This is a genomic window from Synechococcus sp. LA31, from assembly GCF_018502385.1.
Classification (GTDB): Bacteria; Cyanobacteriota; Cyanobacteriia; order PCC-6307; family Cyanobiaceae; genus Vulcanococcus.
On record NZ_CP075523.1, the window covers coordinates 2,393,407 to 2,418,123 of the forward strand.

At 63.6% G+C, this 24,717-nt stretch carries 25 protein-coding genes; 14 read left to right on the forward strand and 11 right to left on the reverse strand.

What is annotated here, in order from left to right; genetic code table 11:
* Nucleotides 1–11 precede the first annotated feature (11 nt).
* Nucleotides 12–245: a Nif11-like leader peptide family RiPP precursor gene (locus tag KJJ24_RS15005; protein WP_250545032.1), complete on the forward strand. Its 234-nt coding sequence runs from the start codon at nt 12–14 to the stop codon at nt 243–245.
* A 68-nt stretch (nt 246–313) separates the two neighbouring features.
* On the opposite strand, the gene KJJ24_RS12965 is transcribed toward KJJ24_RS15005, so the two are convergent.
* The 5 genes from KJJ24_RS12965 to KJJ24_RS12985 form a co-directional block, all read right to left on the reverse strand.
* Nucleotides 314–784, reverse strand: a complete 471-nt coding sequence (locus tag KJJ24_RS12965; RefSeq protein WP_214339332.1) for a hypothetical protein — start codon at nt 782–784, stop codon at nt 314–316.
* A gap of 13 nt (nt 785–797) precedes the next feature.
* Complete coding sequence (locus KJJ24_RS12970) at nt 798–2,204, reverse strand: hypothetical protein (protein ID WP_214339333.1); 1,407 nt, start codon at nt 2,202–2,204, stop codon at nt 798–800.
* Between the two features lie 107 nt (nt 2,205–2,311).
* Nucleotides 2,312–3,028: a response regulator transcription factor gene (locus KJJ24_RS12975; protein ID WP_214339334.1), complete on the reverse strand. Its 717-nt coding sequence runs from the start codon at nt 3,026–3,028 to the stop codon at nt 2,312–2,314.
* Nucleotides 3,029–3,068: 40 nt separating this feature from the next.
* Nucleotides 3,069–3,224 carry a hypothetical protein gene (locus tag KJJ24_RS12980; protein ID WP_214339336.1) on the reverse strand — a complete coding sequence of 52 codons (156 nt, stop codon included), beginning with the start codon at nt 3,222–3,224 and terminating at the stop codon, nt 3,069–3,071.
* 182 nt (nt 3,225–3,406) lie between these two features.
* Nucleotides 3,407–5,026 (reverse strand): ABC transporter ATP-binding protein, encoded by a 1,620-nt coding sequence (locus KJJ24_RS12985; protein WP_214339338.1) that lies wholly within the window; start codon nt 5,024–5,026, stop codon nt 3,407–3,409.
* A 114-nt stretch (nt 5,027–5,140) separates the two neighbouring features.
* Here KJJ24_RS12985 and KJJ24_RS12990 point away from each other — a divergent pair, with 114 nt between their 5' ends.
* The 13 genes from KJJ24_RS12990 to KJJ24_RS13050 all read left to right on the forward strand — a co-directional run bounded on the left by KJJ24_RS12990 (nt 5,141) and on the right by KJJ24_RS13050 (nt 20,843).
* On the forward strand, nt 5,141–7,480 hold the full coding sequence (locus KJJ24_RS12990; RefSeq protein WP_214339340.1) for a bifunctional (p)ppGpp synthetase/guanosine-3',5'-bis(diphosphate) 3'-pyrophosphohydrolase: 2,340 nt from the start codon (nt 5,141–5,143) through the stop codon (nt 7,478–7,480).
* A complete protein-coding gene (locus tag KJJ24_RS12995) occupies nt 7,477–8,754 on the forward strand; it encodes a chloride channel protein (RefSeq protein WP_214339342.1) in 1,278 nt (425 codons plus the stop codon). Before KJJ24_RS12990 ends, KJJ24_RS12995 begins: the two co-directional genes overlap by 4 nt.
* Nucleotides 8,751–9,899 carry a cyclic nucleotide-binding domain-containing protein gene (locus KJJ24_RS13000; RefSeq protein ID WP_214339344.1) on the forward strand — a complete coding sequence of 383 codons (1,149 nt, stop codon included), beginning with the start codon at nt 8,751–8,753 and terminating at the stop codon, nt 9,897–9,899. The genes KJJ24_RS12995 and KJJ24_RS13000 overlap by 4 nt, the downstream gene beginning before the upstream one ends.
* Before the next feature lie 14 nt (nt 9,900–9,913).
* Nucleotides 9,914–10,726: a class I SAM-dependent methyltransferase gene (locus tag KJJ24_RS13005; RefSeq protein ID WP_214339346.1), complete on the forward strand. Its 813-nt coding sequence runs from the start codon at nt 9,914–9,916 to the stop codon at nt 10,724–10,726.
* A 129-nt stretch (nt 10,727–10,855) separates the two neighbouring features.
* A complete protein-coding gene (locus tag KJJ24_RS13010) occupies nt 10,856–11,044 on the forward strand; it encodes a hypothetical protein (protein WP_214339348.1) in 189 nt (62 codons plus the stop codon).
* Between the two features lie 46 nt (nt 11,045–11,090).
* The gene (mnmE, locus tag KJJ24_RS13015; RefSeq protein ID WP_214339350.1) at nt 11,091–12,449 is read left to right on the forward strand and encodes a tRNA uridine-5-carboxymethylaminomethyl(34) synthesis GTPase MnmE; all 1,359 of its coding nucleotides are present in this window, start codon (nt 11,091–11,093) and stop codon (nt 12,447–12,449) included.
* 48 nt (nt 12,450–12,497) lie between these two features.
* Nucleotides 12,498–13,004 (forward strand): hypothetical protein, encoded by a 507-nt coding sequence (locus KJJ24_RS13020; RefSeq protein WP_214339352.1) that lies wholly within the window; start codon nt 12,498–12,500, stop codon nt 13,002–13,004.
* Nucleotides 13,004–13,858: a carboxylating nicotinate-nucleotide diphosphorylase gene (gene nadC / locus KJJ24_RS13025; protein WP_214339353.1), complete on the forward strand. Its 855-nt coding sequence runs from the start codon at nt 13,004–13,006 to the stop codon at nt 13,856–13,858. The genes KJJ24_RS13020 and nadC overlap by 1 nt, the downstream gene beginning before the upstream one ends.
* A gap of 87 nt (nt 13,859–13,945) precedes the next feature.
* The gene (locus tag KJJ24_RS13030; protein WP_214339354.1) at nt 13,946–14,890 is read left to right on the forward strand and encodes a DUF3365 domain-containing protein; all 945 of its coding nucleotides are present in this window, start codon (nt 13,946–13,948) and stop codon (nt 14,888–14,890) included.
* Nucleotides 14,887–15,825 (forward strand): PhnD/SsuA/transferrin family substrate-binding protein, encoded by a 939-nt coding sequence (locus tag KJJ24_RS13035; protein ID WP_214339355.1) that lies wholly within the window; start codon nt 14,887–14,889, stop codon nt 15,823–15,825. The genes KJJ24_RS13030 and KJJ24_RS13035 overlap by 4 nt, the downstream gene beginning before the upstream one ends.
* The gene (locus KJJ24_RS13040; RefSeq protein ID WP_214339356.1) at nt 15,825–17,894 is read left to right on the forward strand and encodes a protein kinase; all 2,070 of its coding nucleotides are present in this window, start codon (nt 15,825–15,827) and stop codon (nt 17,892–17,894) included. The genes KJJ24_RS13035 and KJJ24_RS13040 overlap by 1 nt, the downstream gene beginning before the upstream one ends.
* A gap of 44 nt (nt 17,895–17,938) precedes the next feature.
* Nucleotides 17,939–19,732, forward strand: coding sequence for an arginine--tRNA ligase (gene argS, locus KJJ24_RS13045; RefSeq protein ID WP_214339357.1), 1,794 nt, complete (start codon nt 17,939–17,941; stop codon nt 19,730–19,732).
* A gap of 4 nt (nt 19,733–19,736) precedes the next feature.
* Nucleotides 19,737–20,843: a histidinol-phosphate transaminase gene (locus tag KJJ24_RS13050; RefSeq protein ID WP_214339358.1), complete on the forward strand. Its 1,107-nt coding sequence runs from the start codon at nt 19,737–19,739 to the stop codon at nt 20,841–20,843.
* Between the two features lie 25 nt (nt 20,844–20,868).
* Here KJJ24_RS13050 and KJJ24_RS13055 read toward each other — a convergent pair whose 3' ends face one another.
* From KJJ24_RS13055 to prfB, 6 genes are all read right to left on the reverse strand, one after another.
* On the reverse strand, nt 20,869–21,615 hold the full coding sequence (locus tag KJJ24_RS13055; protein ID WP_214339360.1) for an MBL fold metallo-hydrolase: 747 nt from the start codon (nt 21,613–21,615) through the stop codon (nt 20,869–20,871).
* A 37-nt stretch (nt 21,616–21,652) separates the two neighbouring features.
* Nucleotides 21,653–22,249 carry an aminodeoxychorismate/anthranilate synthase component II gene (locus KJJ24_RS13060; RefSeq protein WP_214339363.1) on the reverse strand — a complete coding sequence of 199 codons (597 nt, stop codon included), beginning with the start codon at nt 22,247–22,249 and terminating at the stop codon, nt 21,653–21,655.
* Between the two features lie 23 nt (nt 22,250–22,272).
* Complete coding sequence (locus KJJ24_RS13065; protein ID WP_214339365.1) at nt 22,273–22,746, reverse strand: diacylglycerol kinase family protein; 474 nt, start codon at nt 22,744–22,746, stop codon at nt 22,273–22,275.
* Between the two features lie 36 nt (nt 22,747–22,782).
* Nucleotides 22,783–23,358, reverse strand: a complete 576-nt coding sequence (ybeY, locus tag KJJ24_RS13070) for an rRNA maturation RNase YbeY (protein WP_214339367.1) — start codon at nt 23,356–23,358, stop codon at nt 22,783–22,785.
* Between the two features lie 3 nt (nt 23,359–23,361).
* Complete coding sequence (locus KJJ24_RS13075; RefSeq protein ID WP_214339369.1) at nt 23,362–23,520, reverse strand: DUF3285 domain-containing protein; 159 nt, start codon at nt 23,518–23,520, stop codon at nt 23,362–23,364.
* Nucleotides 23,513–24,641 (reverse strand): peptide chain release factor 2 gene (gene prfB, locus KJJ24_RS13080; RefSeq protein WP_214339371.1). Its coding sequence is split into 2 segments (ribosomal slippage): nt 23,513–24,565 and nt 24,567–24,641, totalling 1,128 coding nucleotides; the frame shifts between segments, so codons are not numbered across the junction. The genes KJJ24_RS13075 and prfB overlap by 8 nt, the downstream gene beginning before the upstream one ends.
* Between the last annotated feature and the right edge of the window lie 76 nt (nt 24,642–24,717).

Genomic DNA, 24,717 nt, shown 5'->3' on the forward strand with positions numbered 1-24,717 from the left:
AGGCCTTGTCGATGGCCGAACACAGCCTTCAGGCCTTCATCGTTGCCGTGCGTCAGGATCCGGCTCTACAGCAGCAACTCTCCGGTACGGCTGCGGCCGACGCTGATGAGGTCGCAGCCATTGCCCGACAAGCTGGCTTCGAGGTGCGCTCCTCTGATCTGGTCAACCATGCCGATGGTGCCCTGGTGGATTATGAGGATGAGGACTACTTCATGAAGCCCCAGTGGTGGGAGTTGGCTGGCTGAGTAGGCAAGCAGAAGCCTTATTGCGCGATCGGATGGACCGCCACTGACGTAGGGACCTTGTCTTCCCTCTAGTCGTTATTTCCTTTCCAGCCTGAATCACTCAGCGTGAGGGCCGGCTTGATCACGCCGAGGAAAATTTCCATCGACCAGAGCGCTAGGCCGATGCACGCCAGATTCACCAGCCACCCCAGCAACAATAGTGGGGCTAGAAGAGGTGTAACGCTGGCTGTCATCCCGCTAATCGCCACATCCATGCAGCCATCAATGACCGCCAAGAGTGAGGCGAGGAACATCCGAATTGAAGCGCGATAAGCATCAGAAGCTTCTTTTCGTGAAGCTACGCTGAGAAGTAGGCGTGAAACGCTTACTTGAAAGCTGCCCACCACAAAAAGCACTGCGAAAATGCTGAATGTGGTGAGCTGCCGTAGCTGCGTTATTTCACGCCCTTCCACTGTGAGGTAGAGGGCCGCAAGCGCCCAGATCATCAATCTGGAGCCCTGGATGAGCCAGGAGCGGGATTGTTTCTTGGGTGCTTGCATGGTCATTTGGCGGTTAAGCTAGGTAGTATGAGTCCGCGCCGTTGTTATAGACGATGATGGTGCTTGAGCCATCATTCAAGCCAAGAAGGGAGTCGGTTGTTTGCCGATGGCCACCGATCAGCTCAAAGCTGGTGAGATTCATGGATGTGTTATTCACCGATGTGTTTGTAAGAGCGCCCGTTTCAGTTGTGCTGTCCCAGCTCAGAATATAGGTGCCGTCTGTAAGTCGAATCTGGTCGTTGCCATCGTCTCCGCTGAAGTTGCCTGCGCCGAATCCTGTCACGCTGTCATCGCCAGATCCCATCTTGTAGGTGCCACCTGTGTATTGGCCAGTGCTTCGATTCTTTTTACCGCCAAATCCACCAATCTGAGCGATCAGGCGATCGTCTCCATCGCCCATGTCAATGGTGCCCAGGTTCGTTACCCCCTTGGTATCCGTTGCATAGCCGAGAGACTGGCCCCCTTGCCCTGTGATCAGATCATTGCCATCCCCTGTTTTGATGACTGATGTCGATTCAAGATAAATGCCTGTTCCGATGGCCCCTTGGTTGCCGGCGTTGCCAGTGATTCGGTCGTCGCCATCTCCGGTGTTGATCTTGCTGCCCGATCCACCCCAAATTCCGTAGGCAGTTCCCTTGATAAGTCCTGTCGGCTCTGCATCTGCCAGAAGCGTGTCATCCCCTTTGCCGGTTTTGATAATTCCCGTATTAACGATGCCATTTTGTCCGCCACTACCGATCACTTGATCGTTGCCGCCGCCGGTTTCAATTGTGCCACTGCTAACGATGCCTGATCCTCCATCTGTTCCTTGAATCAGATCATTGCCGGATTTAGTCTTGATCGATGCTCCATCGCGGTTGAGTAAACCGGTGTTCCTGCCAGCCCCGTCGCCCTTGATTATGTTATTGCCGTGACCTCCATCAATCAGGGCTGATTTGTTATTGAGGATGCCAGCATTCGAGGAGGTGCCTTCAACGATGTCATCCCCATCTCCGAGAAGAATTGATGCGTTTTCGTCGTTGTATACCCCTCCTGAATTGGGTACTGGCAATGGGTCTGAGCCTCCTGATCCGATGACTTGATCATTGCCATCTCCAAAGATTAGACTCGAGGTAGGAGCGTTGTAAACGGCAGTTTCTCGAGAGTCTCCAGTAACAACATTATTGCCATTGAGTAGATCGGCAAAGCCTGCTGTGAATGGAATATTCCGGGTCTCTGGAAAGCCATTGGAGATCCGTGCTGGCCGGCCGCCACCCCACTGTTCGGGGACATCATCTGCTTCATTCGTATAGTCGCTGTTGTAGTCAGACGGGTTGACGATCTTTTCGTCATTGATCAACGACTGAGGTTGTGAGGTGATGCCAAGTTCAGCAATCAAGCCTTTGGTGAATCCAATCGCTTTGCCTTTGTTTGCTGGCATGGTGGTTCTGTGTGCACTCTTTTGTATTTTGGAGATGCTCGTGCTGGCTGCCTACCCTCCGTTGAGGGTATTTGGGACAGGGCTTCCAGAGGAGCTTTGGGGCTTGTTTAGCTCGCGATCTTGCTGATCCCCATGGCAACTGCTTTGAGCAGGGCTTTTTGTCTGTTCTTGACACCAAGCTTGGCAAGCAAATCTGAGCTGTATGTCTGAACTGTGTACGTTGAAAGCCCAAGGGCTTGGGCTGCTTCCCGGTTTGTGAGGCCCATTGAATAACAGCGTAGAATGTCATGCTCTCTGGAAGTTAGCTGAATCGCCGAACTGTCGTCGCTGTTTGTCGCGAGGTCAAGCGCTGTATGTAGCTCGAGGATCCCTGTGCTGCGATATTGCGTGTTGGTTAGCATGGCCATTAGGCCTTGGTAAACGGGGAACTCATCGACCCCGATGTCGGCATCAGCGATCAGGGCGTGAAACTGAGTGCAGCGTTGACTGCTGATCGGGTCTTGAAGGATCGCCATCATGCGAAGATTGGGCTGGATTTTGGTTGCCCGTGCTCCAAGAGAAGTGATTTGGCCTTCTTTTAGTCGATCACCTACAACCATCAGTCCGACGCGTTGTTCTTTCAGAGCGTTGATTGCTTCGCTCTCTCCCTCGCAGGCGGCAATCACATTGAGGTGCTTGAACTGATCGGCCAGCAGCCCAAGCAAGGCGCGCGATTGAAACACCAGGATGATGGATCGATCAATGTCAGAACACGCAACCGCATGCATGATCCTTCGCCTGAGGATGCTAAAGCGCTGGTTGGAGCTCGCCTTCAGCGGAAACATCTCTTGGTGCCGGCGAATTCGATCACGTGATGGTTCCCACTTAATTGCTAAAGGTTAGTGCCCCCGCAAACCAAGCCTTCGAATCCAGTGCGACTTCGTCACTGATGTCATCCACGATCTTGCTGGCGAGCTGGTTGTAGCTGCCGTGGGCGTTGATCGGCTCGTCGTCGCCACTCCAAGCGTTGTCTGACCCCAATCAGGTTGAGGTGGTGTCAAACCAGGGTCATGGTTGTTCCCCCTCGGCTACGCCGGGGGGAGGTTGGTTTTGCCAAATCTTGGAGCTGCGAAATAAGGCGACCCAGATACCCCTTCGCGTTTTAGCGATCAGCCCACTTTTGTTTCTGTGGTGAGTGGTTTCAGAGCGACTGCCATGGTGGATCAAGCCGCTGATGGCAACCGTGGGCATGCATCCACCAGCGTGCGGGTGATGGCTGCCTGCGGATGCTCCAGCAGTTGATCGCCGGGCCCCTGCTCCACGATCCGGCCCCCGTCGAGCACGATCACCCGCTGGCAGAAGCCGCTGGCCACCGAGAGGTCGTGCGTCACAAAGATCATCCCGAGCCCCAGCCGTTCCTGTAGCTCCCGCAGCAGTTGCAACACCTCGGCTTGGATCTCAGCGTCGAGCATGCTCACGCTTTCATCGCACAGCAGCACCTGGGGTTGCAGCACCAGGGCGCGCGCGATCGCCACCCGTTGCTGTTGGCCGCCCGAGAGCTGGCGCGGCAGGCGGTTGGCATAGGCCTCTGGTGGGTTGAGCCCTACGGCCGCCAGTAGCTCCCGGGCCCGTTCGCGGGCTTCGGCGCGGCTGGCCATCCCGTGAATCAGTAGTGGATCGGCGATGGCGTCGGCCACGGTCATCACCGGGTTGAGGCAGGCCAGCGGGTCTTGGAACACCATCTGAATGCGTCGCCGTGCCCGCCGCAGCGGCTCGCCTCGCAATCGGCGTAGATCCTGGCCCTGGAGCCGCACGCTCCCGCCGCGCACCGGTACCAGACCCATCAGGGCCCGGCACAGGGTGCTCTTGCCGCAGCCTGAGGCCCCCACCACGCCCACGGTTTCACCCTGGCGCAGTTTCAGGCTGACCCCATCCACAGCCCGGTACCAACGCCGCTGCCAGGGAAGGCCCGGCAGCGGATGCCAGCAGCGCAGATCCTCCAGTTCCAAAAGCAGCGGTGCATCGGCCGGGGCTGCCGGCGTGCGGCTGCCCTCGCGAGCACGGGCTGCGTGCACCAGCCGTTGCCCCAGATCGGATTGCGGCTGGGTGAGCAGCTGGGTGGCGGCTGCCTGCTCCACCAGGCGCCCCTGATCGAGCACGGCGATCTGCTGGCACCAGCGGCCCGCCATGGCCAGATCGTGGCTGATGAGGAGCAGTGCCGTGCCTGATTCCTCGCACAGCCGGCAGAGCTCCTCCATCACCTGCCCCGCCACGGCCACATCCAGGCTGGTGGTGGGTTCATCGGCGATCACCAGCGCTGGCTCCAGCGCCATCGCCAGGGCGATCGCCAGCCGCTGGCGCATGCCGCCACTGAACTCGTGGGGGTAGCTGCCGTAGCGATCGCAGCTGATGCCGACCCGCTCCAGCAACATCTCTGCCCGCAGCCGCACTTGGTGGCGTTTCCAGCTGGGGCGGTGTTGGGCGAGGGTGTCGGCGAGGTGCTCGCCAATGTTCAGCAGCGGGTTGAGCCGCGTCATCGGGTCTTGAAACACCAGGCCCACCGCCTCGCCCCGTAGCTGCCGCAGCGCGCCACGCCGCAACGCCCGCGGATCTTTGCCGCCTAGCTCCAGCCCGCCGCTGCAGGTGCTCCCCAATGGCAGCAGCTGCAGCACCGCCCGGGCCACGGTGCTCTTGCCGCAGCCAGAGGGACCCACCAGGGCCAGGCGCTCGCCGGCGTTGAGGGTCAGCGTCAGCCCGGCCAGCGTGTCGCTGGTGGCAGCCGGGTAGCGCACCACTAATTGATCGAGCTTCAGCACCGGCTCAGCGCTCTGCCGTGCGGCCATCGGTTGAGGCACTGCTAGTCAGTGATCACCTTGCCAGTGGTTTCGCCTGCAAACCCGCACGTGGGGTCGGTTTGTTTCAGCTGCTGCATACGATGGTCTGAACGGCAGAGCGTCATGCTCCAGGCGGTGACCGGCACAGCGAAGGCAGCTGCTCCTGAGCAGACTGTGACAGCTGGTGCGGCACTGGCTCGAGAGCTGGGTCTGCGCGAGATCCATGGGCCAGCCGATTACGGCATCCAGTTGCCCGAGTGGTTATGCCGCTGCATTGAGCACGTGCCCCCCGGTGCCGGTGACAGTTGCCCCACCGACGCTGAAGGCCTGCTCGCTTCGGCCTTCCATTTCGCCTTTCAGTTGCACGACGGTCAGGTGCGTGCCAGCGGCGAGCCCTACATCTGCCATCCGGTGGCAGTGGCCGACCTACTGCGCGATATCGGTGCCAGTGCCGGCGTGATTGCGGCGGGCTTCCTGCACGACGTTGTCGAAGACACCGACGTCACACCCGAGGAGATCGAACAGCACTTCGGCCTTGAGGTGCGCGGTTTGGTGGAGGGCGTGACCAAGCTCGGCGGCATTCACTTCACCAACAAAACCGAGGCCCAGGCCGAAAATCTGCGCCGCATGTTTCTGGCCATGGCCAGCGATATCCGTGTGGTGCTGGTGAAGCTGGCCGACCGGCTGCACAACATGCGCACGCTCGGGGCGCTGAAGCCCGAGAAGCAGCAGCGCATCGCCCGCGAAACGCGCGAGATCTACGGCCCGCTGGCCAATCGTCTCGGCATTGGTCGCTTCAAGTGGGAACTCGAGGACCTGGCCTTCAAGATCCTCGAGCCCGAGGCCTTCCGCGACGTGCAGCAGCAGGTGGCGAGCAAGCGCAGCGACCGCGAGGAGCGCTTGGGTGTCACTGTGCAGTTGCTGCGCGACAGGCTCGCTTCGGTTGGACTCTCCGACTGTGATGTGAGCGGTAGGCCAAAGCACCTTTACGGCATCTGGAACAAGATGGAGCGCCAGCAGAAGGCGTTCCACGAGATCTACGACGTGGCCGCCCTGCGGATCATCTGCCCCAATCTCGAAAGTTGCTACCGGGCTCTGGCGGTGGTGCATGACACCTTCCGCCCCATCCCTGGTCGCTTCAAGGACTACATCGGTCTGCCCAAGCCCAATGGCTATCAATCACTGCATACAGCTGTGATCGGTCGGCATCGGCCGATCGAGGTGCAGATCCGCACCGCGGAAATGCACCGCGTGGCTGAATTCGGCATCGCCGCCCACTGGAAATACAAAGAGGGCGGTTCGCCTGCGGCTCTCGGGGCAGATGCTGAGCGCTTCAACTGGCTGCGTCAGCTGGTGGATTGGCAAAAGGATGGTGTTGGCGACGACAGCAACGACTTTTTGCGTTCGATCAAGGAAGACCTCTTCGATGAAGAGGTGTTCGTGTTCACCCCCAAGGGCGATGTGGTGGGCCTGCGCAAAGGCTCCACGGCTGTTGATTTTGCCTACCGCATTCACTCCGAGGTGGGTAATTGCTGCCAGGGAGTTCGCATTAATGATCGCCTTTGCCCGCTCGCCACTCCGCTGCGGAACGGCGACTTTGTGCAGGTGATGACCGCGAAGTCGGCGCACCCCAGCCTCGATTGGCTCAACTTTGTGGCCACACCCACAGCCCGCAATCGCATTCGCCAGTGGTACAAGAAGAGCCACCGAGATGAGAACATCCTTCGTGGCACCTCGATGCTCGAACGCGAGCTGGGCCGCGATGGCTTTGACGTCTTGCTCAACGGTGAAGCCATGGCCAAGGTGGCGCGCCGCTGCAATCTGGTGGCCACCGAGGATCTGCTCGCGGCCCTTGGTTTTGGTGGTGTCACCCTGCACCAAGTGCTCAACCGTTTGCGTGAGGAGCTGCGGCTGGTCAGCGCCGAGAGCGAGCCGGAGCTCACCAACGAAGAGGTGGCCCGCAAGGTGCAGGCCCCGGTTCAGCACGCGCTCTCCCCCCACGGCGAGACCAGCCCGATCCTGGGTCTTGAAGGGTTGGAATATCGAATGGGGGGGTGTTGCAGCCCTCTGCCCGGCGAAGCAATCGTGGGAACCGTGGCCCTCGGAAATCACGGCATCACGATCCACAGGCAGGACTGCCCCAACCTCGGCGCCGTGCCGGTGGAGCGGCGTTTGCCGGTGCAGTGGAACCCTGTCGCCGCCGAAGCACTGCGTCGCCGCTACCCCGTGCAGCTGCGCATCGAGGTGCTCGATCGTGTGGGCGTGCTCAAAGACATCCTCACGCGCCTTTCGGATCACCGCATCAATGTGAGTGATGCGCGCGTGCGCACCAACCCCGGCAAGCCAGCGCGGATCGACCTGCGCGTGGAGCTGCAGAGCGCCCACCAGTTGCGCGACACCCTCGATCAGATCCGTTCGATGGCAGACGTGCTCGACATCGCGCGTACCGGCATCGGCTCGTGAGCGTCTCCCGCAACGCCCTCGCGGCGCTGCTCACCTGGCTTGGCCTGGGCCTGCTACTCGGCTTGCTGGAGCGGCCGTATCAGTGGCTGTCGCAACTGGGCTTTGCATTGCAACGCCGTCTCTGGCTGGATGAGTCTGGAGTGCCCTGGCACGGGGCGGCGCTGGTGTTCGTGGGGGGCCTGCTGTTGCTCTGGCTGGCCTGGGGGCCGTTGGCCGCTGGTCGCGGAGGCGGGCTCACCCCCGCTCTGGCGATGCAGCAAGGTGCGCCGGACGCGGCGATGCAGGAGCGTCTCAGCCTGCGCACGCAGCTCATCCGCCTCCCCCTGATGGTGCTCACTCACCTTGCGGGCATGAGTGTGGGCGTCGAGTCGCCTTCCGCCAGCCTCGGGGCTGCGTTCTTTCTGGCGATGCGTCGCCGTTGGCCTAGCCATCACGCCTGGGCGGGTATGCCTCTGCCGCTGTTCACCGCCATCGGTGCCGGTGCCGGCCTCGGGGCTGCGTTCCGCTCACCCCTCCTGGGGGTGACCTACGCCATTGAGGAGCTCAGCCGCGAGAAAGGGCTGCCGCTGGTGCTGCCCACCCTTTTGGTGGCCGGCAGTGGTGCGCTGGTGGCCTCCCGCCTCGGCCAGCCGGCTCGCCTCGCAGGCCTGGAGCTTGGGGTATTGCCTGGGCATCTCTGGGGATGGGCGCTGCTGGTCACCGTGCTGGGTGCGCTGCTCGGTGCTCTGTTTGTACGCCTCCTGATTCCCCTGGCCGGTTGGCTGGGCCGGTGTCTGCGGGCGCAGCACCTGCCGGCTGCGGTGGCGGTTGCAGGCGTGCTCACCCTGCTGGCGTTGCTCAGTGGCGGCCTCAGCCTTAACGACGGTTCCCTGTCGCTGGCGGCTGAGCTGCAGGGTGAGCCGGGCGGCACGGTCGCCACGCTGCTCTGGCGCTATCTGGCCTCGTTGCTGAGCATTGCGGCGGGGTCGCCCGGGGGCCTGATGCACGACAGCATGAGCCTTGGGTCGCTGCTCGCGGCACCGCTGCGATTCCTGCCGCCTGAGGCCCAGGCCCAGCTGGCGGCCATTGGTGCCACCGCTTTGTTTGCGGCTGCCAATCGCACCCCTTTGTTTTGTGCCCTGTTCGTGTTCACCCTGCAGGGAGATCCGCAGCTGGTGCTTCCGTTGTTGCTCGCGAGCTCGATCAGTGCGGCCCTGGCCGAGCCGCTGCGGGGCATCACATGGAATGAAGCGCAGGTCGACACGTCTTTGGCGTTGGTGCAACGCAGGCCATGAACCTCCAGGTGCTGCTGGTTGATTCCCCCGAGCAACGGGAGGCGATCTATGCAATCCGCTACGCCATTTATGTGGAGGAGATGGGCAAATCGCCTCCGGCGGCCGATCACCAGCGCCGCTGGATCCGCGATGGTCTTGATCCCAGCGCCCGGCTCTATGCCGTTCACAACGAGGCCGGTGGCCTGGTGGGCACGTTGCGCCTCAATCGCCTCAGCGATCTAAGCGATCCGCTTAGGGAATTGGAGCCTCTGCCAATTGCGTCGCTGCTCGAGCGTTTCCCGCCGGAGGCGATCTCCTACACCTCGCGCCTGATGCTCCTGCCCGCCTGGCGCGGCGGTGCGGCGCTTGGGATGCTGTTCAACCGCTGCTATGGCGATGCCGCTGAGGCCGGAATCCGCGTGGATCTGTGCCACGCCAAGCCAGGCCTGGTGGAGCTCTATGAGCAGCTGGGCTACCGCCGCTTCTGCCCCGGTCTTGATCTGGTGGGGGTGGGCTATCAGGTGCCGATGCTGCTGGCTCTGCACGACCGCGAGCATCTGCGCCATAGCCGTTCTCCGCTGCTCCGCCACCCGGCCAGTCGCCAGGGTGAAGACCGCTGGGGTGATGCCGGCTGGATGGCCTCGATCGGCGAGAGCTACCGCGGCCTCAATCACCGCCTGGTGGAGCCCGACGACTTCTGGGCAGTCGTGGGGAATGCCCTGCGTGAGGGTGTTCAGGAGATCCCGCTGTTCCGAGGGCTAAGCGACGAACAGGCGCGCGCCCTGCTCAAGACCGGCACCGTGCTCAGCTGCGAGCCCGGTGATCGCTTGGTGGGCGAGGGGGAGCCGCAACAGGAGCTGTTCGTGGTGCTTGAGGGGGTCGCTGAAGTGTGGCGTCAGCAGGACGGCCATCGGCTTTCCCTGGCGCTGCTGGAGCGGGGCGCCGTGTTCGGGGAGATGGGCTTCCTTGGCCGGGCGCAACGCAGCGCTGATGTGATCGCTGTGACGCCGATGCAGGTGCTAGTGCTCACCCAGCCCTTTCTGAATCGTTCCATTCGACATCAACCGGATGCAGCGGCGTTGCTGCTCCGTAACCTCTCGATGGTGCTGGCGGAGCGGTTGGCGCAGACCACCGATCGCCTCTGGCAGCTGAGCCAATCCACCTGAACCCCGCGCTCCCGATGGCTGCTGCCTCCTCTGCCGGTTCCTACGACTTCAACGCCCTCGGCACCGCCAGCGGAGAGCTGGACCGTCTGCAGCTGCAGGCCCGCCGCTCCGCGGAGCTTGAGCGCAGCCTGCTGCTGCAGATGGGCTTGCAGGATGGACAGGACGTGCTGGATCTGGCCTGCGGTCCGGGTGTGATCAGCCGCCTGATCGCCGAGACCCATTCCGCCAGCCGGGTGACGGCGATGGACCTCAATGGTGACCTCTTGGCTGCCGCGCGCCAGGAAGCCGCCGCCGCCGGCCTGGAGCGGATCACCTTTGTGCAGGGCGATGTCTACGCCCCGCCGCTGGAGCCCGGTCGCTTCGATTTCATCTACGCCCGGCTGCTCTTTCAGCACCTGGAGGATCCACTGCGGGCCTTGCAGGCGGTACGCGCCCTGCTCAAGCCCGGCGGCAAGCTCTGCATCATGGACATCGATGATGCCTGGCTGACCTTGGTGCCCGAACCCAAGGGCTTCCGTGCCTTCACCAAGGCTGCCGCCCAGGCCCAGGCCCGCCAAGGGGGTAATCGCAACATTGGCCGCGAGCTGGGCCGGCTGCTCGAGGCGGCGGACTTCAGCGATGTCGAGGTGCACGTGGAAACCGTCAGCTCCCGCCAGCTCGGCATGCGTGCGTTCCTCGATATCACCCTCGGCTTCAAACGCCTGTTGCTAGCCGGTGACGAGCTCGATGCCGCTGCCAGCACGCTCGCGGCGGCGGATGCCTTGGTGGATGACCCTCAATCCTGGGCCTTTGTCGGGGTGTTCCTGGCCAGCGGTTGCCGCCCATGAGCTCGTCGGCGTTCCTCTTGTTGCTGCCGGCAGCGTTCTGATCCCCCCACACAAGCCAGGCCCGGTGGCGTGCACTACAGCTCCACCCTGTTGCTGCGCCTACGACGGTGCCACGCTGCAGCCGATGCCATGACCTCTGAACAGGCCGCTCAACTGATCGACGACACCCTCGATCTGGTGCATCAGCGATTGATCTCCCTGGAGCACGAGGAGCAGACCCAGGCCCACCGGGCCCTTGCGGAAGAGTTCCGCGAGTGGCGCCATCCCAGCGGGGGCCACATCGATCTGATGGTTTGCCCGGGATTCCCGCAACCCTGAGCCGCGCAGCGCCGGGAGACACTGGAGGCATCGCCTGCCTCTTGCCTTGCCGGACGACACCATCGCTGCTGTGGCCACGGCCATCGCCCCCGGCGAGGGCAGCGTGGCGATTGTGCGGGTGTCGGGCCCAGAGGCAGAAGCGATTGGCCAACGGCTGTTTTCAGCACCGGGAGAACAGCCCTGGGAGAGCCATCGGGTGCTCTATGGCTACGTGTGTGATCCCGCCAGCGGCGAGCGGGTGGATGAGGCGCTGCTGCTGTTGATGCGCGCGCCGCGCAGCTTCACCCGCGAAACGGTGGTTGAGTTTCATTGCCATGGCGGCTTGATCAGCGTGCAGCGAGTGCTTGCCCTGGTGCTGGCCAGCGGTGCACGGCGCGCCCTCCCTGGCGAATTCAGCCAGCGGGCCTTTTTGAATGGCCGCCTCGATCTCACCCGCGCTGAGGCGATCAGCGAGTTGGTGACGGCCCGCAGCCGCCGAGCCGCACAGCTAGCGATGGCCGGCCTCGATGGCGGTTTGCAGGTGCGCATCGGCGCCCTGCGTGAGCGCTTGCTCGATCAGCTGGCGGAGCTGGAGGCGCGGGTGGATTTCGAAGACGATCTGCCGCCCCTCGATGGCGCGGCTGTGGCGCATGCGCTGATTGGGGTGCGAACGGAGCTCGAGCACTTGGTGGCGGATGCCGAGCGCGGCCAGCTGCTGCGTGAGGGTCTGCGGGTTGCCATCGTGGGCCGGCCCAATGTGGGTAAATCCAGCCTGCTCAATCGGCTCAGCCGCCGAGAGCGCGCGATCGTGACCGACCTGCCCGGCACCACCCGCGATCTGGTGGAGAGCGAGCTGGTGCTTGAAGGGGTGCCCCTCACCCTGCTCGATACCGCCGGTATCCGCACCACCACTGACCGCGTGGAGCAGATCGGCATTGAACGCAGCCGTGCTGCCTTGCAGGCCGCCGATGCGGTGTTGCTGCTGTTTGATCTCAGCGCCGGCTGGTGCCGTGAGGATGAAGCCCTGCGTGCGTTGGTGCCTCCTGGCGTGCCCCTCCTGCTGGTGGGCAACAAAGCCGATCAGCTCGCCTCGGGCGATCGCGATCGCGATGTGGTGGCGGATGTGTGCATCAGTGCCCTCACCGGTGCTGGGCAAGACACGCTGGTGCAGCAGCTGCTCAGGCGCTGCGGCCATAGCGATCCTCAGGGGGTGCAGTTGGCGCTGAACCGCCGTCAGCAAGATCTGGCAGCTGCAGCTGCAGCGAGCCTGGCCGCCAGCCTGGAGGCAGCGCAGCAACAGCTGCCCTGGGATTTCTGGACCATCGATCTGCGCGCAGCGGTGCGCGCCCTGGGGGAGATCACCGGCGAGGAGGTGAGCGAGGCGGTGTTGGAGCGGGTGTTCTCCCGCTTCTGCATTGGTAAGTGATGGAGGTCCATTGCCGGCACACAATGAGGCCACGTCGCCGCTTCTTTGATGGCTGATCCGTTGGCCGGCCTGAGCCCCTCGCAGCAGGCGCAATTGCGGTTGGTGTGTTGGGTGGCTTGTGTGGATGGAGTGTTTGCGGAGGAGGAGCGCGAGCTATTGAGTCGCCTGGCCTCACGCCTTCTACCGAGTGTTGATCCCTACGAGGCTGTGGCGGCGCTGGTGGCGCAAAACTCCGATGATCTCGATCAGCTGGTGGCGCAGTTGAGCGGTCACGATCAGCGCCTGGCTCTGGCGAAGCTCGCCTTCGAGATGGCGTGCAGCAGCCAAGACCCTGGCGACACCAGCCCCATTAACAACGCTGAGCGCGGTGCCTATCGGCGCTTGCTGGAGGCCCTGGATCTGCCAGAGGCCGAGGTGAACGAGGCGGAATGGGCTGCACGGCAGGCCATGCAGGAAGCGCCCGCTCTGCTGGATCGGTTCAATCGCATCCTGTTTGGCTGGGGGGCCTGGCCTTCGGTGGACTCCCTGGAGTTCGCGGGCACCCACTGGCTCTGATGGCCTTGTCTCTGGCTCTCACCCCACAGCTGCGCGCCCAGCTCCAGGCCTGGCTGATGGAAGATCTCGGCCGCGGCGATCTCAGTGCTGCCGCGTTGCAGGGATGTCAGGGCCGCGCCCACTGGATCGCCAAGGCTCAAGGGCGCTTCTGCGGAGGTGTGCTGCTCCAGCCCTTGCTGAAGGAGCTGGATCCCAACGGGCAGGTGCGGTTGCTGGTGGAGGAGGGGGCGCCGGTGCTATTGGGCCAGCGCTTGCTCGAGCTGGAGGGTTCGGCGGCGGCGTTGGTGGGCGTGGAGCGCACGGCACTCAATCTGGCCATGCGGTTGTCGGGCATTGCCACGGCCACCGCAGTCCTGGCGGCGGAACTGCTCCACACGGGGGTGCACCTGGCGGACACCCGCAAAACCACCCCAGGGCTGCGGGTGTTGGAGAAATACGCGGTGCGTTGCGGCGGCGGGGTGAACCACCGCATGGGCCTCGATGATGCCGCCATGCTCAAGGAAAACCACCTGGCCTGGGCCGGTGGTGTGCGCCAGGCCGTGGCGGCGGTGCAGGCCTCAGCCCCTTGGCCCGCGCGGGTGATCGTGGAGGCGGAAACGGAGCAGCAGGCCCATGAGGCGGTCGAGGCGGGGGCTGATGGGGTGCTGCTGGATGAGTTCACTCCGGAGGCTTTGGCTGCCCTGGTGCCAGTGCTACGCCGGTTGGCGGCCGGTCGGTCGGTGATCCTTGAGGCTTCCGGCGTTCAGCCCGAGCAGCTACGGGCCTATGCAGCCACGGGCATTGATCTGATTTCCACCAGCGCGCCTGTTACCCGCAGCCGCTGGTTGGATCTGAGCATGCGCTTCGAGAACTGAGTTCAGCCCGCTTGTGTGCGGTCGCATCGGGGGCTGTTGCTTTTGCAGCGCGCCCCTTACCTTGTGGGGGCGAACTGTGGCTGCCACATGAAGTTTCCGGTGCTTCAGAGCTGGATGGTCGGCTCCGGACAGCGGCCGCTCCGCAAGCAGTTGGCCATCACGTTGTCGGCCATTTTCTCGGTGTCGATTCTGGTGGCTGTGCTGCTGTTAAATCAGCTCTTTGGCCTCCAGGCACGCAGCCTGATTGATCAGCGCTCCAGCTTCTTCATGGATGCGATGTTGGCCGTTCGGGAATACACCAGTAAAGACGTTAACCCCATTGTTGCGCCGCTGAACGAGGGGCCGGGTGCGTTTCGTCCTGAGTCTGTACCCAGCTATTCCGCTCAGACGGTCTTCTCGTATCTGAAGGCCAAGCCCGAGTACAGGGACTATTCCTATCGCGAAGCGGCGCTCAATCCCACAAACTTGCGCGATAAGGCCGATAGCTTTGAAACAGGGGTGATCGAGCGCTTTCGCAATGAACCATCGCTGACCACGCTGGCGGGGGAGAAGAGCACACCGCTTGGCCCGATGCACTTTGTGGCGCGGCCGATCAAGATCACCAAAGAGAGTTGCCTGGTTTGTCACTCCACTCCGAATCGGGCGCCCGCCAGTCAACTGCTCACCTACGGCGATAGCAGCGGCTTTGGCTGGAAGCTCAATGAGATCGTGGGCGCTCAGATTGTCACGGTGCCTCAGAAAGCTGTGTTTGCGGCGAAAGACCGTTCGCTGTTCACCACAGCCTTGCTGTTTGTGATCGCGTTTGTGGCCGTAGGGCTGATCACCAACAGCGTGCTGAATCAATTGATCTTGCGCCCGATGCGTGAGATCAGCCGTAAGGCGGAGGAGGCCAGCGTCACCCCGGCCACCGTGTCGTTTGATGAGCGCAGCCGCAGCGATGAGATCGGTCTGCTGGCCCGCAGCTTTGAGCGCATGAAGCAGAGCTTGGCCATCTCGATGCAGATGCTCAAAGACCGGCAAGGGCGTCCATGAGCGTTGCTGGGTTGGGGGTGCGGCGGCCGCTGCTGGCCGTTGCGTCGATGCTGTCGATCTTGATGGGCTGTGGGCAGCGACCTTCTGCGCAGGTGAGCCTGTGCGGCCCGACTGGTCAACTACGGGTGGGTTATGTGGGTGCTGAAGAAGGTCGTGGATCGGCGGGGCAATCCGTGTTGCTTGACCCCGATATCTCCCGGCTGCGCGATCTGCTCACCATCGCCAGTCGTTGTGAGGTGTCTCTGGAGCCGGTAGCCAGCCCGGAGCAGGCACGGCAACGGCTCGGGGCCGGCGAATGGGATCTGGCATTCCTGCCGCCGGGTCTGGCCGCGTTGGCGATGGAGGGGACAGGCAACCGTGATTACAGTCTGCTGCGCCCGCTCGGGCAGCGCAGTCAGTCACGCTCGCAGTTGTTGGTGTCGTCCGGTAGTGATCGGCGTACGCTCGCGCAATTGAACGGCGCCCGGTTAGGCCTGTTGCCGCGGGGTTCGCTCACGGGTTTTTATCTGCCCCTTTACAACCTGCACGGGTTGCGTCTGCAGTCGGTGCACTATGCCCTCAGTTACCAAGAGTTGCTCGATCAATTGCAGGCCGGCAGGCTGGATGTGATCGCTTGGGATGCTTCGCTGCCTGATCCCGGCGTCGATGTTCGGGTGATCGTTGATGATCCAAATCTGATCCCTGTGGGTGCGCTGGTGCTCAGTCAGCCCCTGGTGGCAGCTGACCACCAACCGTTTCTTAAGCTGCTGGATCAGAGTGCTGCCCAGCTCCCTCCCGGCCTGGGTTATGTGGCTGGAGTGTTGCCGGAAGCGCAGCGTTTGCAACGGCTACGCACGGTGGTCACCAACGTGGAGAGCTGGTCATTGCCGTTGAAAGGGCAGCCTTATGCCGTCTACGGTCGTAAACAGCAACTCAATGCTGAGGGAGCGAATTGATGGCCGGGCGTGAACGCCAGCTCAAGGCCATCGTGTTCAGCGATGTGGTCGATTCCTCCGTGAAGATCTTTGCCGATGAGCTGATTGCCATTCAGCGCATCAAAGAAGATCTGGCGTTGATTCGTGATGAGCTGCAGCGCCATGGCGGGTCCTTGGTGAAATCGCTGGGTGATGGCCTGCTGGCCACGTTCGATGGCCCCACACAGGCGCTGGAGTTTATTCAGTCCTGCGTGCAAAACCTGTCAGCGAGGGGGCGTCAATCACTGGCCCATCGCTTTGGTCTGCATACCGGCGAGATTTACGCCGATGGTGACGACATCCTCGGGCAGGGGGTGCATCTGGCCTCGCGTCTGCAGACCGTGAGCCCTGCCAATGGTGTGGCGTTTGTCCGCTCCACCTACGACCTGATCGATCCCCGTTTCCGTCGCCTGGCGCAGCCCATGGGTGAGGTGGAGCTCAAGGGGTTACCGGAGCCGATGCAGGCCTATTGCCTGGGCCAGGAGCAGTTGCTCGACTTTGCCCAGGGCCATGCGACTGAGGCGGTGCAACTGGAGATGCTGCTGGCGCATACGCCGTTTGAGCTGGTGCGCCCGTTGGGACGCTCTTCCGCTCAGCAGACCCTGCTGCTCCAGGAGCGGCAACGGGAGCGCCAGGCGGTGATGAAGCTGATCCCTGCGGGACCCACGTTGGTGGAGGCCCTGCAGGTGGAGGCTGCCTGTCTGGATCGGCTGCGCCATCCCCGTATCCCGCGAGTGCTGGATGGCTATGCCCGCTCAGGGATGTTCTGCTTCATTCAGGAATACATTCCTGGCCCATCCCTCCAGGGATCGCTGGATTTGCTGCGTCGTAAGCAGCGGTTGGCAGAGTTGCTGCGGCAAGTGCTGCACGTGCTCGAGCAGGTTCATGCTGCCGGCCTGGTGCATGGCGATTTGCATCCCGCCAACCTGATCCCCCCTCAGGAGGAGGGCCCCCTCTTTCTGGTGGATTTCTCGTTGCTGAAGGCCCGCCTGGATACGGGATCCGATCAACGCTCCGCAGGGTTCACGGGTGTCTCGGAGGCGGGGCGTCCGTTTTTCTCAGCGCCGGAGCGTGCTCGCTTCGGCCGGCTGACACCAGCCGCCGACCTTTACGCCTTGGGGGTGTCGGCCTTGAGCCTCTACACCGGTCAAGATCCCGCCAGCCTCTACGACGAAGCCCAGGGCTGTTGGTCACTACAGGGGGTAGAGGCGGAGGTGGCCGGTTGGCTGGCACCCCTGCTGGAAGACCTGCCGGCCCGGCGTGTGCAGCAAGCGGCCGATGCCCTGCGGCTGCTCGATCAGCCGCCCACCGCTCCGTTGGCCAGCTCCCTCCCTGCGCTGGGGAGCCCGGCGCCCGGCCTTGGTGCACTCAGCAAGCCCGTGCTGCATCAGCAGCTGGTGAGCACCTACGGCCCGATGGTGGAGTTGCTGCTCGACAGCCAGCCCAGCGTGATTGCGGCCGTGCAGGTGCCTGCGCTGCAGGAGCGGTTGGTGGCGGCTGGCTTGTCGCGCGCTGACGTGGAGGAGGCCTGCCGCACCGCGCAGGTGCAGCCGGAGCCGGCGGTTGCGGTCGAGCCTGAGCTCCCGCAGGCCTCCGTGCCGTCCCCTGCTCAACCGGCGGGGCCTGACCTGGGCTATATGCCGGCGCTGCGCCTTGCGATTGGTCCGATCGCTGATCTGATCTGGACGGCGGAGATGGAGCGGGCTGCGGCTGCTGATCCTCGGCGCTTGCGCGAGTTATTGCTCCAGGCCAGCGTTCCTGAGGCCGCTGTGGAGTTGTTGTTGCAGCAGGTTTCAGAGGCGGTGGCTGAGTCGGTTCCTGTCGTGGTGGAAGCCATTCAGCCCACCACCCCCGAGCAGGAGGCGCCTGCGGCCGTCGATGGGGAGCAGTTGCTGCTGCGCCTGATCGGCCCCATTGGCAGCACGGTGTGGCAAGAGGTGGCCCACTTGCCGGCGGAGCAGCGGCTGGTGGCTCTGGAAACCACCCTGCGGGGCTACGGCCTGGATGCGTTCACCCTCGCTGATCTGCGCCGGCAGCTTCAAGGGGGATGATCACATCACCTTGAAGGCCGCCCCTGGGGGTGGTGGGTGATCCCATGCTCCGCATCGCTGCAACCCTGAACAATCAGCTGCGAGCAGCGATGGAGCGTGCCTTTCCTGAGGCGGCGCCGCCGGCGGGAGGGTTCGATCCCCAGTTGGCCCCCGCCAGCAAGCCCGAGTTCGGCGATTTTCAGGCCAATGGAGCCCTGCCGCTGGCTAAACCGCTGGGGCAGCCGCCGCGGGCGATTGCCACGGCGGTGGTGGAGCAGCTGAAGGCGGATCCGAGCTTTACGGAGCTGTGCCTCGAGCCCCAGATCGCAGGACCTGGGTTCATCAACCTCACCCTGCGCCCCGAGCGGCTCGCGGCTGAAGTGCAGGCCTGCCTCCAGGACCAACGCCTTGGGGTGCCGGCTGTGCCGGGCGGCGCACCGGTGGTGGTGGATTTTTCCAGCCCCAACATCGCTAAAGAGATGCACGTGGGGCACCTGCGCTCCACGATCATTGGCGACTCGCTGGCGCGGGTGCTCGAGTTTCGCGGCCACCCGGTGTTGCGGCTCAACCATGTGGGCGACTGGGGCACCCAGTTCGGGATGCTGATCACGCATCTCAAACAGGTGGCCCCTGAGGCGCTCGAGACTGCAGATGCGGTGGATCTGGGCGATCTCGTGGCCTTTTACCGCCAGGCCAAGCAGCGCTTCGACGACGACGAGGCCTTCCAGACCACCTCTCGTGAGGAAGTGGTGAAGCTGCAGGGCGGTGATCCGGTGTCGCTGAAGGCCTGGGGTCTGCTCTGCGATCAGAGCCGCCGTGAGTTCCAGAAGATCTACAACCGGCTCGATATTCGCCTCAGCGAGCGCGGCGAATCCTTCTACAACCCCTATCTCGAAGCAGTGGTGGCTGATTTAGAGGCCACCGGGCTGCTGGTGATCGACGACGGCGCGCGCTGCGTGTTTCTCGAGGGTGTGAGCGGTAAGGACGGCAAGCCGCTGCCGGTGATCGTGCAGAAGAGCGATGGCGGTTTCAACTACGCCACCACGGATCTGGCCGCCATTCGTTACCGCTTCGGCTCCTCTCCCGATGGAGATGGTGCTCGCCGCGTGATTTACGTGACCGATGCCGGCCAGGCCAATCATTTCGCCGGAGTGTTCCAAGTGGCACGCCGCGCCGGCTGGCTGCCAGACGACGGGCGACTGGAGCACGTGCCCTTCGGCCTGGTGCAGGGGGAAGACGGCAAAAAACTCAAAACGCGTGCGGGCGACACGGTGCGTTTGAAGGATCTGCTCGATGAGGCGGTGGAACGCGCCGAAGCGGATCTGCGACGTCGTCTGGACGAGGAGGGCCGCGAAGAAGACGATGCCTTCATTGAGCACGTGGCCACCACCGTGGGATTGGCGGCGGTGAAGTACGCCGACCTCAGCCAGAACCGGATCACCAATTACCAGTTCAGCTTTGATCGGATGTTGGCCCTGCAGGGCAACACGGCCCCCTACTTGCTCTACGCGGTGGTCCGCATTGCCGGCATCGCCCGCAAAGGTGGTGACCTGGAAGGAACATCGGCGCCGGAAGCCCAATCCCTCAGCTTCACCGAGCCGCAGGAGTGGGCCCTGGTGCGGGAGCTGCTCAAGTTCGATGCGGTGATCGCTGAGGTGGAGGAAGAGCTGCTCCCCAACCGCCTCTGCACCTATCTGTTCGAACTGAGCCAGGTGTTCAACCGCTTCTACGACCAGGTGCCGGTGCTCAAGGCGGAAGACCCGGCCCGTTCCTCCCGCTTGGCTCTCTGTCGCCTCACCGCCGACACCCTCAAACTGGGATTGGGCCTGCTGGGGATTTCCACCCTGGAGCGGATGTGAGCGCATGACGCACGATCAGAGCAGCGCGGTGGGCTCGTTTCCTCAGCCCCGCGCCGAGGTGGAGAGCCTGCACGCCTACAGCGCACCGCTGGAGGGGCGGCGTCAGATGCTGCGGCTCGATTTCAACGAGAACACCATCGGCCCGAGCCCGCAGGTGGTGGAAGCGTTGCGCGCCATCCCTGCTGATCACATCGCCATTTATCCCGAATACGACGGCCTGCAACAGGCGGTGATCGCCAACCTGGATTTGCCGCTGCAGCCCGATCAGGTGGGCTTGTTTAACGGCGTGGATGCCGCGATTCACGCCATCTTTCATGCCTATGGCGACCGTGGTGAGACGTTGCTCACCACATCTCCCACCTTTGGTTATTACACCCCCTGCGCGCAGATGCAGGGCATGGTGATTCAGGCCATTCCCTATGAAGGCGCCGCGTTTGCCTTTCCGCTCGAGGCGATCCGCAACGCGCTGGAGTCCACCCCTCGGCTGCTGTTGATCTGCAACCCCAATAACCCCACCGGCACGCGCCTGGCGCCGCAGCAGATCCTGGAGCTGGCTGCCGCTGCCCCGCAAACCTTGGTGGTGGTCGATGAGCTCTACGAGGCCTTCACCGGCGACAGCGTGCTGCCCCTGGCCGATTTCAGCGCTCTGTCCAATCTTCTGGTGCTTCGCTCCCTGGCTAAAACGGCCGGTTTGGCAGGCCTGCGCATCGGTTTTGCCATCGGCCACTCCGCCGTGGTGGATCGCATCAGCCGGGTCACTGGCCCCTACGACATCAACAGCTTTGCGGTGACAGCCGCCTTCGCCGCGCTTCAGGATCAGGCCTACACCGATGGCTACGTGGCTGAGGTGATCGAGGCCCGAACCTGGATGGCGGAGCAGTTGCAAGCTGCCGGGGTGCGCCATCACGTGGAGGGTGGCAACTATCTGCTGCTCTGGCCTCAACATGATCCGGCTGTCGTGGATCAGCAGCTGCGCGCAGCCGGGATCCTGGTGCGGGCGATGACGGGTAAGCCTTTGATCGATGGTTCCCTCAGGGTGAGCATCGGCACAAGGGAACAGATGCAGCGGTTCTGGGCGGCCTACCGGCAGATCGAATCGATCCCGGGATAAAGCCCCCTGCTTTGTCGTCGAACGATCAGCGCATCACGTCGATCTGGGTGCCATCGCCGAGGGTCGCCGGCAGGGTGAGCACGCGCCCCACGCGCTTCACCGGTGTGCCGCTCATCGCCTGCAGGAAGGGATCCACGCTGCTTTGATCGCAGTCTTTCGGGGTGGTGCCGCTCACGTATTGCACCGGGATGACGCGGCGGGGGTTGAGTTCGCGCACGACGGCGGCTGCTTCAGCGCCGGTGTACACCTTCGCGCCGCCGCCCACCCCGATGATCAGCACATCGGGTTTGCCGAGCAGCACCCGGTCTTCAGGCGTGAGCTGGGCTGCGGTGCCTCCCAGATGGGCAAACTCAAGGCCACCCTGCTTCCAGCGCCAGAGGGTGGATTGGCCGAAGCGACGGCCACCGAAGCGGTCGTGGGGGGCGGAGATGCCTTCGATCTTCAGACCGGCCACCCGGTAGGAGCCGGGGCTGCTCAGCATGCGGCCACTGGCCACGGGGGCGCCTTCATCCAGCAGGCGACTGCTAGCCAGGATCACATTGGCGCTCACGCGCGGCTCCGCCAGACCCGCTGCACAGGCCACGGCCTTGAACGGATTGAGCAGCACCGTGGCGCCACCACCGCGGATCAGCAGTGCGCTGTGGCCGTAGCTGGTGATCGTCACCCCCGTATTGGCACTCGCTGCCAGGGGCAGGGCGACGGCCACTGCCGCCAGGGCACGGACCGGCAGAAATGAGGAGCTGGGCCGTGCCGTGGTGGTGGGCTGGGCCATGGTGGAGAGGATCGCCCGGGTTGCGTCGGGCGGAACACTAGCCGGCTGCAGCTTGAGCCAGAAAATTGCTCAGCAGCTGGTGCCCGCTCTGGGTGAGCACGCTCTCGGGGTGGAACTGCACCCCCTGCAGGTGGGGGTAGTGGCGGTGGCGCAGGCCCATGATCGTGCCGTCTTCCAGCCAGGCGGTGATCTCCAGGCAGTCGGGGAGCGATTCCCGCTCGGCGATCAGGCTGTGATAGCGGGTGGCGGTGAGGGGATTCGGTAAGCCGGCGAACACGCCCGCCCCCTCATGTAGCACCGGCGAGGTTTTGCCGTGCATCAGCTCCTTCGCTCGCACCACCTTGCCGCCGTAGACCTGCGCAAGCGATTGGTGGCCCAGGCATACCCCCAGGGTGGGGATGGTGGGGCTCAGATCCCGCAGCACGTCAAGGCATACGCCGGATTGGTCGGGGTCACCGGGGCCGGGGGAGATCAGGATCGCGTCGGGGCTCAGTTCGCGGATCTGCTCGAGGGTGAGGGCGTCGTTGCGCTCTACCCGTAGCTCGTCGGTGATCGGGTGATCGCTGGCGAGCTCACCCAGGTACTGCACCAGGTTGAAGGTGAAGCTGTCGTAGTTGTCGAGAACGAGAAGCATCGCCGCGCCTGGCCAGGCCCTATTCAAACGCCCAGACGCGCGATCAGGGCGGGCAACAGCAGTAGCGCCGCGATCACCAGGGAGCTGATGGCCGCCACGAGCACTGCGGCCGCGGCGCAGTCTTTAGCGATGCGGGCCAAGGGGTGGAAGCGGCGGCCGATGGCCAGATCCACCACAGCCTCGGTGGCGGTGTTGATCAGCTCCAGCACCAGGACTGCCGCCACCGTGAGCACCAGCACCGCCAGCTGGGCCAGGGGCAGCTGCAGCCAGAGCCCGAGGGCGAACACCACGGCTCCCGTCACCACATGGATGCGGAAGTTGCGCTGGCTGCGGAAGCTGTAAATCAGCCCCTGGGCGGCGTAGCGAAAGCTGGCGGGCAGGTCGCCGGCCACGGTCCAGGCGCCGAGGCGGCGCACTTTGGGGTGCTCAGACGGTCTCTCTTGCACGTCGCGCAGGGCCGGTCTCAGGTCCGGGCTGGGTTCCTGGGGAACGAGCATGCGCAGAGGCCCCCGGTCGGTCTGAATGGCCGCACCTTACCGCTGGTGTGTAGCGGAAAGAAGTCGCTCTTGCCGCGCCAGCATCGCCGCCAGGCTGGCCTCATCGGGGTGATCCCAGCCCAGCAGGTGCAAGAGCCCGTGGGTGACGAGAAACAGCAGCTCATGGGGCAGGTCGTGGCCGTGCTCCACCGCTTGGCGAGCCGCAGTGTCTAGGGAAATCACCACGTCGCCGAGCTCCAGCGGTTCGATGCTGTCGTCGTCCAGGTCGGGCATCGGCAACGGTGGTGCGTCATCGAGGCCGTCGTCCTGGGCGGCGAAAGCCAGCACATCCGTGGGGCCAGCTTTGCCGCGCCAGTCGCTGTTGAGCTCCGCGATCTCCGCATCGCTCACCAGGCTCAGGCCCAGGCTGTAAGCCGGTGCTTGCAGCTCAGCTGGCAACTCGGGAGCAACCTGCTCCAGCCATTGGCTGATGCGTTCATGCCACAGCTCAGCTCCGGCCAGCGGGTCGGCCAGATCACCGGCAGCGGCTAGCACCGCTGCCGCCAGGCTGTCGTCAGCCTCGAAGGCCAGGTCCAGATCGGGCGACAGGTCGCTGCTCTCGCTGAATGGCATCGCTCAGCCACCTGGGATCTGTGGCCGGCCCAGGTAGGCCACCAGCACGATGAAGCCGAGGAAGCCCAGGGCTGTGAGGCCGAAGTGGGTGAGGCTGAGCTTGCCTTTGCGCACCATGTTGCGCATGGCCAGCTTGGTGAAGCTGGGGTTCTCTTCAGTCATCGCTGGTGCCTCCGGCTACGTCGACGCCCGCATGCAGCAGGCTCTGGATGAAGGGATCGAGGTCGCCATCCATCACGCCCTGCACGTCGGTGGTTTCGTGTTGGGTGCGCAGGTCTTTCACCATTTGGTAAGGGTGGAACACGTAGTTGCGGATCTGGTTGCCCCAGGCCGCTTCCACGATGTCGCCGCGGATGTCGGCGATCTCGGCGGCGCGTTGCTCTTGGGCGATCACCAGCAGCTTGGCCATCAGCAGGGCCATGGCCTTTTCCTTGTTCTGGAGTTGGGAGCGCTCCTGGGTGCAGCGCACGAACAGTCCAGTGGGGATGTGCAGGATGCGCACGGCCGTTTCCACCTTGTTCACGTTCTGGCCGCCAGCGCCACCGGAGCGTGAGGTGGTGATCTCGAGGTCTTTATCGGGGATGTCGAGCTTCACCTCCTCCTCGATCTTGGGCATCACCTCCACGCCAGCGAAGCTGGTTTGGCGCTTGTCGTTGGCATTGAAGGGTGAGATGCGCACCAGGCGGTGGGTGCCCTTCTCGTTGCGCAGATAGCCGTAGGCGTAGCGGCCCTCGATCTCGATCGTGCAGCTCTTGATGCCCGCTTCTTCCCCTTCGCTGAGTTCGTCCACGGTCACCTTCATGCCGTGGTCTTCCGCCCAGCGCGTGTACATGCGCATCAGCATCAGGGCCCAGTCCTGGGCGTCGGTGCCGCCGGCACCGGCGTTGATGCTGATCACGGCGCCTTCCTTGTCGTAGGAGCCGCTGAGTAGGCGCTCCAGCTCCCAACGATCCAGATCAGCACGCAGGTTCTGCAGAGCCTCGTTGGATTCGGCCAGCAGCTCCTCGTCGGGCTCAAGCCCATAGATCTCCACCGTGGCATCGCCATCGGCCACGGCGCTCTGCCACTGAGCCAGTTGCTCGAGTTGGGCTTTCACCTCATCGAGCTGACGCATTTTGGCCTGGGCCAGCTTCTGGTCGTCCCAGAAATCGGGCTGCGAGGCCAGCTGTTCGAGGTCTCGCTGGCGTGCTTTCAGTGCAGGAACGTCAAAGACAGTCCTGGGCATTGCCCAGGCGGTCAGTGAGCTCGGAAAGGTCGCGTTTGAAGTCGGTGAGATCGAGCACCGGCAGGTGTTGAACGTTGAATCGACCGTACCTAATGGCGAGCCTTGCAGTGACTTGCCGCTTCTAAGATCACCAT

Excerpts from the sequence above, each read along its gene's own strand:
- KJJ24_RS13055 (WP_214339360.1), bottom strand. The coding sequence starts at position 21,615 with ATGGCCCAGCCCACCACCACGGCACGGCCCAGCTCCTCATTTCTGCCG.
- KJJ24_RS13075 (WP_214339369.1), bottom strand. The coding sequence starts at position 23,520 with ATGACTGAAGAGAACCCCAGCTTCACCAAGCTGGCCATGCGCAACATG.
- KJJ24_RS13050 (WP_214339358.1), top strand. The coding sequence starts at position 19,737 with ATGACGCACGATCAGAGCAGCGCGGTGGGCTCGTTTCCTCAGCCCCGC.
- KJJ24_RS13060 (WP_214339363.1), bottom strand. The coding sequence starts at position 22,249 with ATGCTTCTCGTTCTCGACAACTACGACAGCTTCACCTTCAACCTGGTG.
- KJJ24_RS13030 (WP_214339354.1), top strand. The coding sequence starts at position 13,946 with ATGAAGTTTCCGGTGCTTCAGAGCTGGATGGTCGGCTCCGGACAGCGG.
- ybeY (WP_214339367.1), bottom strand. The coding sequence starts at position 23,358 with ATGCCATTCAGCGAGAGCAGCGACCTGTCGCCCGATCTGGACCTGGCC.
- KJJ24_RS13065 (WP_214339365.1), bottom strand. The coding sequence starts at position 22,746 with ATGCTCGTTCCCCAGGAACCCAGCCCGGACCTGAGACCGGCCCTGCGC.
- KJJ24_RS13000 (WP_214339344.1), top strand. The coding sequence starts at position 8,751 with ATGAACCTCCAGGTGCTGCTGGTTGATTCCCCCGAGCAACGGGAGGCG.
- KJJ24_RS13035 (WP_214339355.1), top strand. The coding sequence starts at position 14,887 with ATGAGCGTTGCTGGGTTGGGGGTGCGGCGGCCGCTGCTGGCCGTTGCG.
- argS (WP_214339357.1), top strand. The coding sequence starts at position 17,939 with ATGCTCCGCATCGCTGCAACCCTGAACAATCAGCTGCGAGCAGCGATG.
- KJJ24_RS13020 (WP_214339352.1), top strand. The coding sequence starts at position 12,498 with ATGGCTGATCCGTTGGCCGGCCTGAGCCCCTCGCAGCAGGCGCAATTG.
- nadC (WP_214339353.1), top strand. The coding sequence starts at position 13,004 with ATGGCCTTGTCTCTGGCTCTCACCCCACAGCTGCGCGCCCAGCTCCAG.
- KJJ24_RS12990 (WP_214339340.1), top strand. The coding sequence starts at position 5,141 with ATGCTCCAGGCGGTGACCGGCACAGCGAAGGCAGCTGCTCCTGAGCAG.
- KJJ24_RS12975 (WP_214339334.1), bottom strand. The coding sequence starts at position 3,028 with ATGTTTCCGCTGAAGGCGAGCTCCAACCAGCGCTTTAGCATCCTCAGG.
- KJJ24_RS13005 (WP_214339346.1), top strand. The coding sequence starts at position 9,914 with ATGGCTGCTGCCTCCTCTGCCGGTTCCTACGACTTCAACGCCCTCGGC.
- KJJ24_RS12970 (WP_214339333.1), bottom strand. The coding sequence starts at position 2,204 with ATGCCAGCAAACAAAGGCAAAGCGATTGGATTCACCAAAGGCTTGATT.
- KJJ24_RS13010 (WP_214339348.1), top strand. The coding sequence starts at position 10,856 with ATGACCTCTGAACAGGCCGCTCAACTGATCGACGACACCCTCGATCTG.
- KJJ24_RS12965 (WP_214339332.1), bottom strand. The coding sequence starts at position 784 with ATGCAAGCACCCAAGAAACAATCCCGCTCCTGGCTCATCCAGGGCTCC.
- KJJ24_RS12985 (WP_214339338.1), bottom strand. The coding sequence starts at position 5,026 with ATGGCCGCACGGCAGAGCGCTGAGCCGGTGCTGAAGCTCGATCAATTA.
- KJJ24_RS15005 (WP_250545032.1), top strand. The coding sequence starts at position 12 with ATGGCCGAACACAGCCTTCAGGCCTTCATCGTTGCCGTGCGTCAGGAT.
- KJJ24_RS13040 (WP_214339356.1), top strand. The coding sequence starts at position 15,825 with ATGGCCGGGCGTGAACGCCAGCTCAAGGCCATCGTGTTCAGCGATGTG.